The organism is Testudinibacter crocodili (assembly GCF_006228025.1).
Classification (GTDB): Bacteria; Pseudomonadota; Gammaproteobacteria; order Enterobacterales; family Pasteurellaceae; genus Chelonobacter.
Window position 1 is genome coordinate 1 of sequence record NZ_VDHF01000102.1, and the last position, 16,022, is coordinate 16,022.

Below are 16,022 nucleotides of genomic sequence, written 5' to 3' on the forward strand. Positions count from 1 at the left end.
GTCTACTATGCCTAAAACCCCGATAACTCAATGTGTTATCGGGGTTTATTTCACGAGGGAAGTGCGGTTACATCATGCCGCCCATTCCACCCATGCCGCCCATTCCTGCGCCCATATCTGGTGCTTCGGCTTTAGGCAGTTCAGTCACCATACACTCAGTGGTGATCATCAGCCCGGCAATAGAGGCTGCGAATTGCAGCGCAGAACGGGTCACCTTGGTTGGATCCAAAATACCCATTTCAAGCATATCGCCATAGGTTTCAGTTGCAGCATTATAACCGTAGTTACCAACGCCGTCTTTAACGTTGCGAGCAACCACAGAAGCTTCTTCTCCGGCATTGGCAACGATTTGGCGCAATGGCGCTTCCATTGCACGTAATGCCAATTTGATACCGACATTTTGATCTTCGTTATCACCGGTCAAATTAACCAGTTTGTTGGCAACACGGATTAATGCAACCCCACCACCGGCAACCACGCCTTCTTCAACTGCAGCACGGGTTGCATGCAACGCATCTTCAACACGGGCTTTTTTCTCTTTCATTTCGACTTCGGTCGCAGCCCCGACTTTGATCACCGCCACACCGCCGGCTAATTTTGCCACACGCTCTTGCAATTTTTCACGATCATAATCAGAAGAGGATTCTTCGATTTGTTGGCGAATCTGTGCCACACGACCGCTGATTTGCGCTTGATCACCGATACCGTCGATAATCGTCGTGTTGTCTTTGGTGATGACCACACGTTTGGCTTGTCCCAGCTCTTCAATTGTAGCTTTTTCCAGCTCCATGCCGATCTCTTCGGAAATTACAGTACCCGCAGTCAGCACTGCAATGTCTTGCAGCATCGCTTTACGACGATCGCCGAAGCCCGGTGCTTTTACCGCAGCGACTTTTACAATGCCGCGCATAGTGTTGACCACTAAGGTTGCCAACGCTTCACCTTCAACATCTTCGGCAACGATAAACAGTGGTTTACCGGCTTTAGCCACGGCTTCCAGTACCGGCAGTAACTCACGGATATTGGAGATTTTTTTATCAACTAACAGGATATACGGATTATCCAATTCAACGCTGCCGGTTTCCGGTTTGTTGATGAAATAAGGCGATAAATAACCACGATCGAATTGCATACCTTCAACCACATTTAATTCGTCTTCCAGACCGCTACCATCTTCTACGGTGATCACGCCTTCTTTACCGACTTTATCCATCGCTTCGGCGATTAATTTACCGACGGTAGTGTCAGAGTTAGCAGAAATAGTACCCACCTGTTCAATGGCTTTCGAATCGGCACAAGGCACAGATAATTTTTTCAACTCTTCAACACTGGCGACCACAGCTTTGTCGATTCCGCGTTTCAGATCCATCGGGTTCATACCAGCGGCGACGGCTTTCAAGCCTTCGTTGACGATGGATTGCGCCAATACGGTTGCGGTGGTGGTACCGTCACCGGCAGCGTCATTGGCTTTAGACGCCACTTCTTTAACCATTTGTGCGCCCATATTTTCGAATTTGTCTTCCAACTCGATTTCGCGCGCAACTGAAACCCCGTCTTTGGTTATTGTCGGTGCGCCGAACGCTTTGTCTAACACCACGTTGCGACCTTTTGGACCTAGTGTCACTTTCACTGCATCGGCTAATACATTTACCCCTGCCAACATTTTGACACGAGCATCATTACCAAATTTAACGTCTTTTGCTGCCATTTTATATATTCCTTCTATTACAATGAGTTATAGTAAAATAAGAGTGATTATTCAACGATTGCCAAAATATCGTTTTCGGAGATGATTAACACTTCTTCACCGTCGATTTTTTCGCTTTTCACGCCGTAGCCTTCATTAAAAATAACGCTGTCGCCGACTTTCACATCCAGTGGCTGCACGCTGCCATTTTCCAAAATGCGCCCTTTGCCGACTGCCAACACTTTAGCACGGGTCGATTTGGTGGCGGCTGAACCGGTTAATACGATTCCGCCAGCAGAGCGGGTTTCAACTTCTTCACGTTTGATAATCACACGATCGTGTAATGGACGAATATTCATCTCACTTTCTCCTGATGTAGTTAGATTAATTAATTGAATGCGTTTGCGCGGTGTTTGGATACCTATGTAACCAAAACCGTGCAAAGTGCGGTTTTAATAATTGGTGAAAACTTAATATGGGCAAGGCTACCGGCTTTCAAGGGCAAAAATGAAATTTTTAATGTAAGCGTTTATCCTCATCAACTTTTTTGTCGTATTCCGCTTCATAAACGGTGTCGTTATCAGGGCGATAGCGGTCGTTAGTTTGAGTAAATCCTGCGCTGAAAAAAGCAAATGACCGCACTTTGCGCGACACATATTTTTCTAGCAGGCGAGCGCTAAACGGCAGCAGTAACAATATAGCGAGAATATCGCTTAGAAAGCCGGGAATCAAAAATAGCACCCCGGCAAGCAGCCAAAGTGCGGTTTGCACTAAACTTTGCGACGGCATTTCCCTTTGTCGCAGCTGTTGTTGCAAGCGCAGCATGGTATACCAACCACGCAGACGGATAATCCAAAGCCCGATAACGCTGGAAAGAACAAGCAACAGGATTAACGGAAAAACGCCGATGGCACTGCCGATGGTGATTAACAGCGATAATTCCAGGTAGACATAAAGTCCGAAAATAGCAAATAAAATCAATAGTGGCATGTGGTATCTCGTCGCAAAATTAAGCAGGGAATAGTCACTAAGATGGGGATAAAATGGCTTTTTTCAAGCCAAACTTATCGCAAGCCTTGAAGATTATAAAAAGTAATGAATAGCATAAATTTATGTTCAGTGATCAACTTTTTTAAGTTGCTACAATATCGGTCGCAAACAGTAGTATTTATTGTCGATAATCAGCAAGCATAAATAAAAAGGAGAATGCGATGACAGTGGTGAGAATCGAGAAAGATTTATTGGGTGAAAGAGAAGTGCCGGCAGATGTATATTGGGGCATTCACACCTTAAGAGCGGTAGAGAACTTTAATATTTCCAGTGCGGTGATTTCAGATATTCCGGAATTTGTGCGCGGGATGGTGATGGTCAAAAAAGCGGCGGCATTGGCAAACGTTGAGCTGAAAGTGATTCCGAAAAAAATTGCTCAAGCGATTATTCAGGCTTGCGATACCATTTTAGAGCAAGGCAAATGTCTGGATCAATTTCCGTCGGATGTGTTTCAAGGCGGAGCGGGCACCTCGGTAAATATGAATACCAATGAAGTGGTGGCAAATTTAGCGTTGGAGTTGATGGGGCACCAAAAAGGTGAATATCGCTATTTAGATCCGATGGATCATGTGAATGCCAGCCAATCAACCAACGACTCTTATCCGAGCGGTTTCCGCATTGCGGTTTATAACAGCTTGATGAAATTGATCGAACAAATTCGTTATTTAAAAGAGGGATTTGAAGCTAAAGCACAGGCGTTTGCCGGAATTTTAAAAATGGGACGTACCCAGTTGCAAGATGCGGTGCCGATGAGTGTCGGGCAGGAGTTCGCCGCATTTGCGGTGCTGTTAGATGAAGAAATTTTGAATCTATCACGCACGGCGAATTTGTTATTAGAAGTCAATCTGGGCGCCACCGCAATCGGCACCGGTGTGAATACTCCGGCAGGTTATCCGGAACTGGCAACCCGCTATTTGAGTGAAGTTAGTGGCTTGCCTTGTGTGCTGTCGCATAACTTAATCGAAGCCACTTCGGATTGTGGTGCTTATGTGATGGTGCATGGTGCGCTGAAACGTACTGCCGTCAAATTGTCTAAAGTATGCAACGATTTGCGTTTGTTGTCGTCAGGGCCGCGCGCCGGATTAAATGAAATCAACTTGCCGGAACTGCAAGCCGGATCATCGATCATGCCGGCAAAAGTCAATCCGGTCATTCCGGAAGTGGTCAATCAAGTGTGTTTTAAAGTATTTGGTAATGATCTCACCATCACTTTTGCCGCTGAAGCCGGGCAATTGCAATTGAACGTGATGGAGCCGGTGATCGGACAAGCAATGTTTGAAAGCATTTCGCTGTTGAGCAATGCTTGTGTCAATTTGCGCGATAAATGTATTGACGGCATCACGGTCAATAAAGAAGTGTGCGAAAATTATGTGTTTAATTCAATTGGGATTATCACGTATTTGAATCCGTTTATCGGCCATCATAATGGCGATATTATCGGTAAAATTTGTGCTACCACCGGACGCAGCGTCAAAGATGTGGTGTTGGAAAAAGGCTTATTGACTGAAGCGCAGCTGGACGATATTTTGTCACCGGAAAATCTGATGAATCCAAAATATAAAGCCAAAGCGATTGAAGAATAGATGTTATAAATCAGTACTTCCCTGAAGTAATATCAGGGATTTTAGTCAAACAGCCGCAGATTTCGGGATGAAAGCCACGCTTAAACCCAAAGCTGCGGCTATTATCGTTGATTTTTCTTTCGATCCGGATCGCAATATTGAAATTTTATTTTTTAAACCGCACTTTGTGAATTAATGGCATAATATCCCTCTTATTCATTTTTTAGGATTGATTATGCGTTTCTACCGTCAGTTACAGCCATTCAACATTATCAGCTTTGATCTAGACGATACTTTATATTACAACCGCAGCGTGATTGCTGAAGCAGAAAAGCAGTTTTTGTGTGAGTTGCAGCGTTTGGCGGGCTTACCGCACTTGACGGCGGAAAGTTGGGGGCAAGTTAAACGTGCGGTTGCAGTGGCGAATCCGTTGATCATGGAAGATGTGGTGCATTGGCGGAAATCTGCATTGGTGTGCTTATTGCAACAAAGTGCGGTCGCTGCTGACAAAGTTGAGGAAATCAGCAACAAGGTGATGGCACATTTTATCCATTGGCGCCATCAAATAGCGCTATCGCCACAAACAAAAGCCACTTTGGACAGCTTGGCACAGCGCTATCCGCTGGCAGTGATCACCAACGGCAATGTTGATCCTAAAAAAATTGGCTTAACCCAGTTCAGTTTGTGCTTACGCGGTGGCGAACACGGCAGGGCAAAACCGCACTTTGATCTATTCGCTCAAACCGCCGCTCATTTCAACGTGCGCTCAGATCAGATTTTGCACGTTGGCGATAATTTGCAAGCCGATGTGCAAGGCGCTGTTCAAGCGGGCTGTCAGGCGGTGTGGCTGAACCTAAACAGCGACTCATTGCTTGCGCATCAACAAAGTCGTAATCTACCCCATGTTGAATTGACGAATTTAAAACAGCTACTATTATTGGCGTGACCGCACTTTTTCCGATATTTGATTGCTATTTTTCGTGCCAGATCGCAATATTTTATACTGATCTTTCGATTTTCTTCTAAGCTTCGTTATTTTCTTTATCAGATTTATACAGCATTCAATAACTTTTAAGTTATTGAATGCATGTGTTTTGTATGTTATTGTCGGTGATAAGGAAGGGCTATGTTTGATATTGTATTTTATCAGGATAAAAAAGGAAAAGAGCCTGTTAAGTTGTATCTTATTGAACTATCGAAAAAAAAAGGATAAAGATAGTCGCATCAAATTGAACAAGATCCGTGATTATATTAAGGTATTAAGCTTGCATGGCGTCACCGCAGGCGAACCTTATATCAAACATTTAGAAGCAGAAATATGGGAAATAAGACCATTAAGAGATCGAATATTATTTGCTGCATACAAGAATCAGAGCTTTGTTTTATTATACCAATTTATGAAAACGACACGCAAAACACCACAGCAACATATTGAGCGAGCAAAGAAAAATTTAAAAGATATGATTAAAAGAGGAAATAATAATGAATAATATCTCTCCAATCGGTTCAAACTGGAATGATTTTGAAAAAGAGATTTTTAGTGTAGAGGAGATTAGAGAAAGTGATCTTAGGGTGGCATTGATTAGTGAGTTAATCAATGCCAGACAGGAATTAGGCGTTTCGCAAAAGAAATTGGAGGCTCTGAGCGGTGTTAAACAGCCCGTGATTGCAAGAATTGAGAAAGGTACATCGAATCCTCAGCTGAGTACATTATTAAAACTTCTTGCACCATTAGGAAAAACCATCGCAATTGTACCATTAAGGTGACCGCACTTTGCGGTTGCACAAAACCAAGCCGCAAACAATCAAAATGCTGCTGATGATATGGTAAAGGTGGATTGGCTCTCGCAGTATAATAATACTTAAGGCGGCGGCAAACAGCGGCACAATATTGGTGAAACTGGCACCTTTTGCTGAGCCGACAATGCTGATGCCGTAATTCCAAAAGATGTAGGATAAAATTGACGGAAAGATAATCAGATAGAGCACAATCTGCCACTGTGTAGTGCTGAGTTCGCGGTAAACGGCGCCGTCGCCTTGCGTCAATGAATAAAGATATACCGGGCTAAACAACAGCACGCCGATGGTCACCAACGAGGTGACAAACACACTGTTGATCAGCTGTGGCGGTTTGAGACGCACGATAGCGCAATAGACCGCCCAACTTAGCGCCGAACCAATCGCCCAAATATCACCGCTGTTGATATTTAATACCAAAATATTCGAGGGGTCGCCTTGAACTAACAAATAGAGCACGCCAATAAAGCTCAATATCGCACCAACTAACATGTGTGGCTCAATCGGATCACGAAAAAATAAGCGGTTCAGCAACAGGGTAGCCATCGGCACAGCAGCTAAGTAAATGCTGGCATTTAATGCGGTAGTGGTGAGCAAGCCTTGATATAAAAAAACCGGAAAGAAGATAATTCCTAATACGCCAAGCGCGGTCAGCAATAGCCAATAACGGCGAATAATTGGCAGGCAAGGCTTCAACTGGCGGTGAAATAGCAGCAGTAAAATAATCGCCGCCGGAAACCAGCGGCTGAAATTTAAGATAATCGGCGGAATCTCGGCACTGACCATCTTGCCGAACATAAAATTACCCCCCCAAAACAGGGAAGCAAGCAGCAAGCCTAAATAGCCGTAAAACGCAGATGGCATCAGCGTTGTCCCCGTTCCACCACAATGCCGACCGCAGCCGCTTGCGCTACGGCACCGGGTTTGCTGAGTTTCAGTCGCAGCCATGGAATAGCAAAGCGTTTTTGCAGTTGTTCAGCCACTTGATAGGCAACCGTTTCGATTAACAAAAACGGCTTAGCTGCAATATAATCAATTATAAATTGGCTGACTTCGGCATAATTCAGACAATAGTCAACATTATCTTCTGCCGCTGCACGCTGACTGTTCCACGCCATCTCCACATCGAACACCAGTTTTTGCTTAATCTGCTGCTCCCAATCATAAACTCCGATGGTCGCAAACACCGTCAGCTTTTCAATAAAAATCGTATCGTACATTTTTTTCTCATTTTGTGCGGAATAGAACATTTAGCGAAGATTATGCCACGAATTTTAGGTACAATGGATCATATTATCAAGATTCTTCACGTTTAATTGCGAAGCCAGTGAGGTTGTTATGAGCCTGTTTGCTATTTTTTACATGATTTTTGCTTACTTGTTAGGCTCCATTTCCAGTGCGATTTTGCTTTCTCGCTTGGCAGGATTGCCCGATCCGCGCAGTGTCGGCTCCGGCAATCCAGGGGCGACCAATGTGTTGCGTAGCGGCGGAAAATGGCTGGCATTGCTGGTGTTGGTGTTGGACATCTTGAAGGGTATGCTGCCGGTCTGGGCAGGTTACTACTTAAAACTGACCCATTTTGAACTGGGCATGGTCGCACTGGCGGCTTGCCTGGGGCACTGCTTCCCACTCTATTTCGGCTTTAAAGGCGGCAAAGGCGTAGCGACCGCTTTCGGCGCAATTTCACCGATTGCGTGGGGTGTGGCAGGCAGCATGCTTGGCACATGGTTATTGGTTTTTTTAATCAGCGGCTACTCCTCGCTCAGTGCCGTGATAACCGCACTTTTAGTCCCATTTTACGTTTACTATTTCAAACCTGAATTCACCTTCCCTGTCGCCCTCGTCTGCTGCCTACTGATCTACCGCCACCACGAAAATATCCAACGCCTGTGGCGTGGACAGGAGGATAAAATGTGGAGTAAGTTTAAGCGGAAGCCGTAAACCGTACTTTGCAGCATCCGGCGGCAGCAATCAATTCAACAAATGATAAATCGGTAAACAGGCGGCGGCTAGCGAGATGCTTTCCATATAGTTCTCTGGGCAGTGTAGGAGCGGTTTGGGTTTGTTCGGTGGATCTTGGTATAGTGGGGATTGCTTGATTTTGGTGATAATTTTTTTGCTAAGTGCTGGAGGCAGTAGTCCGGTGATAACGATTACCTCCGGATCGAGCCAATACAGTACTGATTGAATCACCAGTTGCAGTTGTTCGCAAACTCGGTTTAACCACTGTTCGATAATCGGGTGTTGGATGGCGATCAGGTTATCCAATTGATCAAGCGGTAGGTTTTCCTTATTTAAGGTTCTTTTCAGATCTTTCCACGTTGGGCGTTGTTCACCGTTTGGGAAAAAAGCGCCGATTTCGCCGGCATTGCCGAAGCCGCCTTTGGTCAGTTTGCCTTCGGTGATAATGCCGGCACCCAAACCATAATCAATACTGATGACTGTCATGTCTTTAATTTTATTCCAATTTCCCGAATAAAACTCGCCAACTGCATTGACATTGGTATTATTTTCAACCCAAGCGGGCAGCCCTAACTGTGCTTCAAAAATGGTGGATAAATCCGGTTTGTTTTGTAACACCGGCAGCCAAGGTGAAGAGCGGGAACCGTCCGCTAGCAGGTAACCCGGGACAGCATAACCTACCCCGAGTATTCTGGCACCGGTCAGCAATTTTTTTTCCAGCATACTTTTAACGACATGTTTGATCTGTAGCAGAATTTGCTCAAAATTATCGACGTCGTTATAGGTTTCGCCAGAAATCGCCAATTTTTTACCGCTAAGATCGATAATTGAGGCTTCAAAGTGGTTTTCGTAGAATGAAACGCCGACGGAGCAGCAGGCGGCAGGATTCAGTTCTAAGCGATAGGAGGGCAGCCCCCGTTTTCCGGCAATTTTTGCGCCTTCTTTGATTAAGCCCAAAAACATTAATTCGCGACAATATTGGGTAACCGCACCGGGAGTTAAACCGGAAAGTTGGCTCAGTTCTACTCGTGATGGTGTATGTTGCCGAATCAGATTGAGCAGCAACTTTTGGCTTGGGCGTAGTGAGAAACTGAAATAGTCGTTTTTTGGCATGATCTTGAGTGCTGAGTCCGAATAGTTAAAGCAACGAAGGGATCAGTTTTGATCCCTTCTGGATTAAGTGCGTAAGTGCGGTTTGTATTTTAGCGTGAAACCACATCTTTGGTAAATGCTTGCACCTGCATTTTTGCCCAAGGTGCGGCAAATCCGACAATATCTTTTTCACCGCTGTCACTGCTTAACGGACGAACACCAAAATTGTCTTTGAGCTTTTGCTGTGTTTCCGGCGAGGTTACCCAATGCACAAACAGCATCGATGCCGCAGGGTGCGGAGAGTTTTTGGCAACCACCACCGCATTTCCACCCCCAAGCATACCAAATTCAGGTACATAGAACGCCAGACGCTTGGTCACCGCACCTTGTTTTTGCAGGCTAAACAGGTGATCTTGCCAGGCGGCAACCAAATTCAGTTCGCCATCATTTAAACGGGTTAAGCTGTCGGCATTCGAGGAAGTCCGGGTCATATTGGCATGATTATCTTGGAACCATTTCCAGGTGCTTTCCCATTTTTTTACTTGTTCCGGATCAACGGTTTCTTGGCGATAATCATAGTCACCGGAAACATACACCAACGCGCGTTGAATAAAGGCATTGCCGGAGCCACCACCATTCGGGTCGGAATAACCGAATTTTTTCGGGTTGTTTTTGATGTAACTTTCCAGTTGCTGCCAAGTTTGTGGTAAGTCTTCTTGCTTCAAGCGCATCGGGTCGTAAGCCAAGCCGGTTTGATTACCCCAATAGCCGATAGCGTTATCGCCAAGATTAACGCCTTGCAGATGGTGGTTGAGCTTTTCAAAATTAGGCAAGCTGGTTAGTGGCTTGGTAACATCAAAATTATTCAGTGTGGTGATGCCTTCGGCACTGACGGCAATTACATCCATTTTGCCCGGTGCCAAATTTTTCTCTGCAATCAATTTATTGGTATTGCCGTCTAGCGTGCCTTCAGGAATGCGAACTTTAATTCCGTATTGTTGCTCGAAATCTTTAACTACGCTACGCCATGCCGGTTGCAAATACCAAATGCTGAAAACCACTTCACCTTCTTTTTTAGCGAGTGCTTCGATCTCTGCCCATGATTTCCCGTCGAGGGCATCGGCATGGGATAGTGCCGATAATGCCAAAGTTGACACGGCGAGTCCGATTTGTGAGATTTTTTTGAAATACTTCATTTACAGCTCCTTTAATGGTTGGATAACGGTATTACGCTTTACCTGTTGACTGGGATAAATAGTTCCCTTTCAACAATTTTTCGATAATCATCAGTAAAATAATATTCGGCACTAACAGAATCAGAGAGACCACTGCAGCATTTGGTCGAATGAACGAATAGCCTAAGAAGGAATACAAAATAGTCGGAATGGTGATAAAGTCAGGCGAGCCGATTACGAAAGAGATTGCGAACTCTTCGATACTTTTTACCAAACAGAAAATAATTGAGGCTAAAAAACTGGGTTTTAGCATTGGCAAATAGACATTGCGAAATGTGGTGAATTTGGTTGCGCCTAAATCACGGCTGGCATCGATCAAATCTTGCGGCACTGAGGAGAAGCCAGCCGCCAAAATTCGAATAGCATAAGGCAAAGTCATCACGGTATGACCGATCACAATACCGACAAATGGGCTGCTGATATTCAGGTCAACCAACACTGCGCTGAAAAATAACGCAATAATCATACCCGGGATAACCAACGGAATTAAGGTCAAAATTTCAGCAATTTTCTTACCCCTGAACTCCATTCTGCCGAAAGCATACGCAGTCGGCAAAGCCAATAAAATAGCCAAGGCTGCCACTGTTGGTGCAATGCTATAGCTGTTGAACATGGCCTCCGGCAAGGAGGTGTTTTGCCAAATATCGCTCCAACGCGCAAAAGAGAGTGATTGTGGGAACAGATCCGGATAGCTCCACGGATGCTCCGGATCGACCAACGACCACAACACCGCCATAAGCAGCGGAACCAGCAACCAGATGGCATTGACCACAATAAAAAAGATAAGGGAAATCTTGGAAATCAATCTGCCGTTATGGGTTTTTAGTGGGCTCATTTGATATCCCCTCGTTTAGTTGCCAGTGGGCGGATAATGATGGAAATCAGGATAGTGAAGAATGCGGAAGTGAGCATGATCATCATTGCCATCACCGCACTTTGATTCCATTGTTCAAACTGATAGGCGGTCATCTGCATTAAACGTGCCAGCGAGTAAGTGCTGCGTGGTCCGGCAATGGTATAAAAAGCAAAATCGCCTAATGCACCGATAAAAATTAAAATAAACGAGACTTGTACTGCGCCCAGCGTCATTGGAAAAATCACATAGCGAAAACGCTGCCAAGCGTTAGAGCCCAAATTAGCGGCAGCATCAAGCAGATCGGTTTTCAAGCCGTTGACTGCACCGCCGATCAGAATCAGGGCGAACGGAATGTTTTTCCACATTTGCAGAATCACCACGCCCCAGCCAAATTCATCATTTTGCATCGTTCTAGGTTGCGCCCAAATGCCGAGCCAAACTAAGGATTCGTTGAGAATACCGTGATAGGAGATCACATTGATAAACAGAAAAGCGGCGACCAAACCGGGAACCAGCATCGGCGCACGCAAAATAGTAATAATTGTCACTTTGCCGGGTATCGGTTTACGCAGCCACATTGCAATAGGGTAGGCGACTATGATTGAGAAAATTGCGCCGAGTAGTGAAACTTTAACTGAATAGAGCAGAGATTTTTGGAAAACTGAATCGGACAGTACCGTTTTCCAATACAACAAGGTAAAGTGCGGTTGTTCGCCGCTGATATTGTGTAACCCAAAACTTTGTGCCACTGCAATATAGAAAGTGTAGCCCATCAGCAACAAAATCATGCCCAGCCCACTGCCGAGCAGCAACCAAGCTTTTAGATCATTTTTTAAGCTTTTCATCATACCTCCTCCAAAAAATGAATTGCAGAGCGTGGTAAGCGGAAAGATAATTTGGTTTTTCCTTGAATTTGCAGGAAGTTTTTCACTTGTAGACGAATTTTTTGAGTTTCGTTGCCACGTTTGAGCTGCGCCTGAATTTCGGTCAAATTGCCCATAAAGGCGGCTTGTAAAATGTCCGCTTCAAAGTAATTTTCATCAGTAGGATTATCGCTAAGTTCAGCATCTTCCGGGCGGAAGCAGATATAAATATGCTCACCTTGTGGTGGTTCATCGGAGGATACCGTGAACTCACCAAATATTGAGCTGACTTGATAAAGCTGTTCGCCCAATGACCGCACTTTAGCTTGGGTGATATTAGCAACCCCGATAAAGTCAGCGACAAAACGGTTGACGGGTTTGTAATAAATTTCTTCCGGTGTGCCAATTTGCTCAATATTGCCTTTGTTCAGCACAATAATTTTGTCCGACATTGCCAGTGCTTCTGCTTGATCGTGAGTGACATAAATACTGGTTAAATGATATTGCCGTGAAAGCTGTTTAATCTCAAACCGTACACTTTCGCGTAATTTGGCATCCAGATTGGATAATGGCTCATCAAACAGAATCACATCAGGGCGAGTTACCATTGCTCTGGCAAGAGCAACCCGTTGTTGTTGCCCACTGGAAAGTTGACCGGGCAGTTTTAAGCGGTGAATTTCCAAATCCATCTGTTTTAAGGCAACATCCAACCGCTCTTTTTGCTCTGTGCTGGTAATTTTGCGTTGTTGCAGACCATAACAGATGTTGTGAGCGACATTTAAGTGCGGGAACAGGGCGTAGGATTGAAAGCACATGGCGGTGTTGCGTTTTTCAGGCGGCAGGTTATTGATGTTTTTTTGATTGATCAAAATCTCACCGCTGTCTGGCGTGTGAAACCCGGCAATCAATTTCAATAGTGAGGTTTTGCCGCAACCGCTGGGACCCAATAGCGTGACGAATTCCCCTTCTGCTGCGCTGAAGGAGATGTTGTTTGCTGCATAGTAATCACCAAACTTTTTAGTGATGTTTTTGATTGTCAAGGTTGCCATGAGTCCTCCGTGGGTGGATATGTTGGTCGACAGATAAATATTCACTGTTGCTGAGGATACTGCACAAAGATGACAATTTCATTACAATTTAAAAAATAAAATCAAATTTTTTGTAGAAATGAGATGTTGATCATATTTATTAGTAAATAGGCTATTATTTTCATCATTATTATTTAATAATTAAATTCATAATATGTATAAATAGATTAGGGAGAAGATAATGGGATTTAATTTTACCGTCGCCGAACAGGGTATCGTGTTGGCAAACAGTCATCGTGGTTACAGCATGCGCTATCCGGAAAATACGATGCTGGCATTCGAAGCTGCACTTGTCGCCGGCACCCACACGGTTGAGCTAGATGTGCATATGACCAGCGATGAAAAAATTGTGGTGTTGCATGATTTTACGATTGACCGGGTTTCAACCGGAAAGGGACACGTCGAATTGATGACCCTGGCTGAGTTGAAGCGGTATGATTACGGCGTGAAGTTTGCTCCGGAATTTGCAGGCACGTCGATTCCAGAGCTGAGAGAGGTGCTATTGTGGGCGGTCGCAAACGGTATTGGGCTGGTTGTGGAAGCCAAACAAAAATTACATCAACAACGCTTTGCCGAAGTGTTGGCAGCATTGTTAAAGGAAACCAACGCTGTTGATAATGTGCTGTTGCTGGCATTTGACCATGTGATGATCAACCATGTGAAAAGGTTGCTGCCGGAAGTGCGGTTGCAGGTGGTGACTTTGGCGCGTTATCAAAATCAGTTGGCGGCAACATTAGGTTCAAATGCTGACAGTGCCTGCGTGGAATACCATTATATTCATCGTGATGACTTGATAGCGTATAAACAGGCCGGTCTCTCGGTGCGACTGTATTTGCATGAATCACCAAAAGGGAAAACTATCACGCAAGCATATAATCAAAAATATGGTTATGATGTTGAAAGTGAAATTATTGGTTGGTTGCGTGATGGCTTAATTGATATGTTAAGCCACGATGATATTCCGTATTTGATTGAACTGATTGAGAAAGCCGGTAAGCGTTACTATTAAACATCAACAGACCCTGGTTAACAAAAATAAAGTGCGGTTCTAGCAGACCGCACTTTGTTGTTTTTCGATTATTCCTGTTCCATTTTTTTGATGATCACCGAGTAGGTCAGCAGTGAAATCCCGTTTGAAATCAGTTCGATTGCCAGCAGTAAGCCAAGCAGGCTAGCGGCGGCGTTCGGTAAGTTGGCAAGAATCACGATCGAGATCAACACCGACAGTATCCCGGAAAACATCACAAAGCCAAAAAACGGTGTGCTACGCAAGCGCCAAGAGGCGAGTAGTTTAGCACAGCCGATGCACAGTAATAAAATGGAGATGGTTGCTGTGAGCGAGATTAGGGCGACTAACGGGTTGGTCAGCATCACCAAGCCGACTAGCAGCCCAATAACCCCCGACAACATCACCCATGAAAACCGTTGGGTTTTCCAAGCGGAGTAAATTTGGATTACCCCAATCAAAATAAAGATCCAAGAAATCAGTTGTTCCACTGCAATACTGGCGGCAAACGGGTTAATAATCGCGAACAAGCCAAACAGAATTGAAATGCTGCCGATAAGTAGCCAAACATGCCAATCTTTCATCATAATCTCCTTTTTTAAGCAAGTACAATTAGTTAAGTATTTAGAACGTCACTTTAATATGCTACTTTAGCGCGCTACTAAAGGCGAAAGTTCTGTCATATTCCAACGTGGTCGCACTTCGATCGCTAGATCTTGGCGTTGCCCGTGTTTTAGTCTTAAAAAGCCAGCATAAGCAATCATCGCGCCGTTGTCGGTGCAAAATTGGGGTTTGGGATAAAAAACGTCGCCGTTGAGTTGCTGCATTAATTCTGCCAAACCGTGGCGAAGTGCGGTATTGGCGCTGACGCCTCCGGCGATCACCAAACGTTTTAAGCCGGTTTGCTGCAAGGCACGGCGGCATTTTATCATCAAAGTGTCAATTACAGCTTCTTGAAAAGCAAATGCGATGTCGGCGCGAGTCTGCTCATCATCGGGATTGTTGGCAATGGTGTTGGCAGCAAAGGTTTTCAAACCGGAAAAACTAAAATCCAAGCCTGGGCGATCGGTCATCGGACGTGGAAATTTAAACCGCACTTTGCCGTTTTGCGCCAGTTTTGCCAGCGCTGCACCACCGGGATAATCTAATCCTAGCAGTTTTGCGGTTTTATCAAAGGCTTCACCGGCGGCATCGTCAATCGATTCTCCCAGCAGTTGATACTGTCCGACGCCGTCCACTTGCACCAATTGCGTATGTCCGCCAGACACTAACAATGCGATAAACGGAAAGTCGGGCGGATTGTCTTCCAGCATCGGTGCTAGTAGGTGTCCTTCCATATGGTGTACCCCCAAGGCGGGCACATTCCAGGCATAGGCGAGGGCGCGAGCAATGGTTGAGCCGACTAATAATGCGCCGACCAAACCGGGGCCGGCGGTATAAGCAACACCGTCGATATCTTCAGGACGCAGTCCGGCTTCTTGCAAGGCGGCTTGAATTAACGGTGCTGTTTTACGGATATGGTCGCGTGAGGCAAGTTCCGGTACTACGCCGCCGTAATCGGCGTGCAGCGCAATCTGGGAATATAGCTGATTGGCGACAAGCCCTTGTTGTTCATCATAAATAGCCACGCCGGTTTCATCGCACGAGGTTTCGATACCTAAAATCCGCATTCAAGAATTACCTGTTTTTCTAATCTGTCAAATAAAGTGATATTCTACGCAAATTTCGCGTTTTTCTCCAGCCGGGTGGCAGAAAAGCGATAAGTTTTTTGGGGTAACTATAGTGTCTATAGCTCAAATTATAAACAAAGATCAACAGACTCTA

The 16,022-nt window shown here is 45.0% G+C and carries 18 protein-coding genes; 6 read left to right on the forward strand and 12 right to left on the reverse strand.

Features of this window, described 5'->3' with window-relative positions; all coding sequences use genetic code 11:
* Positions 1 to 67 precede the first annotated feature (67 nt).
* The 3 genes from groL to FHQ23_RS10575 all read right to left on the reverse strand — a co-directional run bounded on the left by groL (position 68) and on the right by FHQ23_RS10575 (position 2,677).
* Positions 68 to 1,708: a chaperonin GroEL gene (gene groL / locus FHQ23_RS10565; RefSeq protein ID WP_139614291.1), complete on the reverse strand. Its 1,641-nt coding sequence runs from the start codon at positions 1,706 to 1,708 to the stop codon at positions 68 to 70.
* A gap of 47 nt (positions 1,709 to 1,755) precedes the next feature.
* Positions 1,756 to 2,046 (reverse strand): co-chaperone GroES, encoded by a 291-nt coding sequence (locus FHQ23_RS10570; protein WP_132964264.1) that lies wholly within the window; start codon positions 2,044 to 2,046, stop codon positions 1,756 to 1,758.
* Between the two features lie 157 nt (positions 2,047 to 2,203).
* On the reverse strand, positions 2,204 to 2,677 hold the full coding sequence (locus tag FHQ23_RS10575; RefSeq protein WP_139614292.1) for an FxsA family protein: 474 nt from the start codon (positions 2,675 to 2,677) through the stop codon (positions 2,204 to 2,206).
* A 221-nt stretch (positions 2,678 to 2,898) separates the two neighbouring features.
* Here FHQ23_RS10575 and aspA point away from each other — a divergent pair, with 221 nt between their 5' ends.
* From aspA to FHQ23_RS10595, 4 genes are all read left to right on the forward strand, one after another.
* Positions 2,899 to 4,320 (forward strand): aspartate ammonia-lyase, encoded by a 1,422-nt coding sequence (gene aspA / locus FHQ23_RS10580; RefSeq protein WP_139614293.1) that lies wholly within the window; start codon positions 2,899 to 2,901, stop codon positions 4,318 to 4,320.
* 214 nt (positions 4,321 to 4,534) lie between these two features.
* Entirely contained in the window at positions 4,535 to 5,245 is a 711-nt protein-coding gene (locus FHQ23_RS10585) for an HAD-IA family hydrolase (protein ID WP_139614294.1), read from the forward strand.
* 283 nt (positions 5,246 to 5,528) lie between these two features.
* Entirely contained in the window at positions 5,529 to 5,789 is a 261-nt protein-coding gene (locus FHQ23_RS12625; protein ID WP_463413905.1) for a type II toxin-antitoxin system RelE/ParE family toxin, read from the forward strand.
* Entirely contained in the window at positions 5,782 to 6,066 is a 285-nt protein-coding gene (locus FHQ23_RS10595) for a helix-turn-helix domain-containing protein (RefSeq protein ID WP_139608542.1), read from the forward strand. Before FHQ23_RS12625 ends, FHQ23_RS10595 begins: the two co-directional genes overlap by 8 nt.
* Here the strand turns inward: FHQ23_RS10595 and FHQ23_RS10600 are convergent.
* Together FHQ23_RS10600 and folB are read right to left on the reverse strand one after the other, a co-directional pair.
* Positions 6,058 to 6,960: a DMT family transporter gene (locus tag FHQ23_RS10600; RefSeq protein WP_139614295.1), complete on the reverse strand. Its 903-nt coding sequence runs from the start codon at positions 6,958 to 6,960 to the stop codon at positions 6,058 to 6,060. The two genes, FHQ23_RS10595 and FHQ23_RS10600, sit on opposite strands and share 9 nt — an antisense overlap.
* Positions 6,960 to 7,316, reverse strand: a complete 357-nt coding sequence (folB, locus tag FHQ23_RS10605) for a dihydroneopterin aldolase (protein WP_139614296.1) — start codon at positions 7,314 to 7,316, stop codon at positions 6,960 to 6,962. The genes FHQ23_RS10600 and folB overlap by 1 nt, the downstream gene beginning before the upstream one ends.
* A 118-nt stretch (positions 7,317 to 7,434) precedes the next feature.
* On the opposite strand from folB, the gene plsY reads away from it, so the two are divergent.
* Entirely contained in the window at positions 7,435 to 8,037 is a 603-nt protein-coding gene (plsY, locus tag FHQ23_RS10610; protein ID WP_139614297.1) for a glycerol-3-phosphate 1-O-acyltransferase PlsY, read from the forward strand.
* 30 nt (positions 8,038 to 8,067) lie between these two features.
* Here plsY and FHQ23_RS10615 read toward each other — a convergent pair whose 3' ends face one another.
* The 5 genes from FHQ23_RS10615 to FHQ23_RS10635 all read right to left on the reverse strand — a co-directional run bounded on the left by FHQ23_RS10615 (position 8,068) and on the right by FHQ23_RS10635 (position 13,153).
* Positions 8,068 to 9,171 (reverse strand): ROK family protein, encoded by a 1,104-nt coding sequence (locus FHQ23_RS10615; RefSeq protein ID WP_139614298.1) that lies wholly within the window; start codon positions 9,169 to 9,171, stop codon positions 8,068 to 8,070.
* 89 nt (positions 9,172 to 9,260) lie between these two features.
* Positions 9,261 to 10,346, reverse strand: a complete 1,086-nt coding sequence (locus FHQ23_RS10620) for an extracellular solute-binding protein (RefSeq protein ID WP_139614299.1) — start codon at positions 10,344 to 10,346, stop codon at positions 9,261 to 9,263.
* Positions 10,347 to 10,377: 31 nt separating this feature from the next.
* The gene (locus FHQ23_RS10625; protein ID WP_139614300.1) at positions 10,378 to 11,220 is read right to left on the reverse strand and encodes an ABC transporter permease; all 843 of its coding nucleotides are present in this window, start codon (positions 11,218 to 11,220) and stop codon (positions 10,378 to 10,380) included.
* Entirely contained in the window at positions 11,217 to 12,086 is an 870-nt protein-coding gene (locus tag FHQ23_RS10630; protein WP_139614301.1) for an ABC transporter permease, read from the reverse strand. The genes FHQ23_RS10625 and FHQ23_RS10630 overlap by 4 nt, the downstream gene beginning before the upstream one ends.
* A complete protein-coding gene (locus tag FHQ23_RS10635; protein WP_139614302.1) occupies positions 12,086 to 13,153 on the reverse strand; it encodes an ABC transporter ATP-binding protein in 1,068 nt (355 codons plus the stop codon). The genes FHQ23_RS10630 and FHQ23_RS10635 overlap by 1 nt, the downstream gene beginning before the upstream one ends.
* Before the next feature lie 220 nt (positions 13,154 to 13,373).
* On the opposite strand from FHQ23_RS10635, the gene FHQ23_RS10640 reads away from it, so the two are divergent.
* The gene (locus tag FHQ23_RS10640; RefSeq protein WP_139614303.1) at positions 13,374 to 14,201 is read left to right on the forward strand and encodes a glycerophosphodiester phosphodiesterase; all 828 of its coding nucleotides are present in this window, start codon (positions 13,374 to 13,376) and stop codon (positions 14,199 to 14,201) included.
* Between the two features lie 68 nt (positions 14,202 to 14,269).
* On the opposite strand, the gene FHQ23_RS10645 is transcribed toward FHQ23_RS10640, so the two are convergent.
* Together FHQ23_RS10645 and tsaD are read right to left on the reverse strand one after the other, a co-directional pair.
* Positions 14,270 to 14,785, reverse strand: a complete 516-nt coding sequence (locus FHQ23_RS10645) for an HdeD family acid-resistance protein (protein WP_139614304.1) — start codon at positions 14,783 to 14,785, stop codon at positions 14,270 to 14,272.
* A gap of 63 nt (positions 14,786 to 14,848) precedes the next feature.
* Complete coding sequence (gene tsaD / locus FHQ23_RS10650) at positions 14,849 to 15,868, reverse strand: tRNA (adenosine(37)-N6)-threonylcarbamoyltransferase complex transferase subunit TsaD (RefSeq protein WP_139614305.1); 1,020 nt, start codon at positions 15,866 to 15,868, stop codon at positions 14,849 to 14,851.
* Positions 15,869 to 16,022: the final 154 nt, after the last annotated feature.

Coding starts and splice junctions, on each gene's coding strand:
- groL (WP_139614291.1), bottom strand. CDS start 1,708: ATGGCAGCAAAAGACGTTAAATTTGGTAATGATGCTCGTGTCAAAATG.
- FHQ23_RS10570 (WP_132964264.1), bottom strand. CDS start 2,046: ATGAATATTCGTCCATTACACGATCGTGTGATTATCAAACGTGAAGAA.
- FHQ23_RS10575 (WP_139614292.1), bottom strand. CDS start 2,677: ATGCCACTATTGATTTTATTTGCTATTTTCGGACTTTATGTCTACCTG.
- aspA (WP_139614293.1), top strand. CDS start 2,899: ATGACAGTGGTGAGAATCGAGAAAGATTTATTGGGTGAAAGAGAAGTG.
- FHQ23_RS10585 (WP_139614294.1), top strand. CDS start 4,535: ATGCGTTTCTACCGTCAGTTACAGCCATTCAACATTATCAGCTTTGAT.
- FHQ23_RS10595 (WP_139608542.1), top strand. CDS start 5,782: ATGAATAATATCTCTCCAATCGGTTCAAACTGGAATGATTTTGAAAAA.
- FHQ23_RS10600 (WP_139614295.1), bottom strand. CDS start 6,960: ATGCCATCTGCGTTTTACGGCTATTTAGGCTTGCTGCTTGCTTCCCTG.
- folB (WP_139614296.1), bottom strand. CDS start 7,316: ATGTACGATACGATTTTTATTGAAAAGCTGACGGTGTTTGCGACCATC.
- plsY (WP_139614297.1), top strand. CDS start 7,435: ATGAGCCTGTTTGCTATTTTTTACATGATTTTTGCTTACTTGTTAGGC.
- FHQ23_RS10615 (WP_139614298.1), bottom strand. CDS start 9,171: ATGCCAAAAAACGACTATTTCAGTTTCTCACTACGCCCAAGCCAAAAG.
- FHQ23_RS10620 (WP_139614299.1), bottom strand. CDS start 10,346: ATGAAGTATTTCAAAAAAATCTCACAAATCGGACTCGCCGTGTCAACT.
- FHQ23_RS10625 (WP_139614300.1), bottom strand. CDS start 11,220: ATGAGCCCACTAAAAACCCATAACGGCAGATTGATTTCCAAGATTTCC.
- FHQ23_RS10630 (WP_139614301.1), bottom strand. CDS start 12,086: ATGAAAAGCTTAAAAAATGATCTAAAAGCTTGGTTGCTGCTCGGCAGT.
- FHQ23_RS10635 (WP_139614302.1), bottom strand. CDS start 13,153: ATGGCAACCTTGACAATCAAAAACATCACTAAAAAGTTTGGTGATTAC.
- FHQ23_RS10640 (WP_139614303.1), top strand. CDS start 13,374: ATGGGATTTAATTTTACCGTCGCCGAACAGGGTATCGTGTTGGCAAAC.
- FHQ23_RS10645 (WP_139614304.1), bottom strand. CDS start 14,785: ATGATGAAAGATTGGCATGTTTGGCTACTTATCGGCAGCATTTCAATT.
- tsaD (WP_139614305.1), bottom strand. CDS start 15,868: ATGCGGATTTTAGGTATCGAAACCTCGTGCGATGAAACCGGCGTGGCT.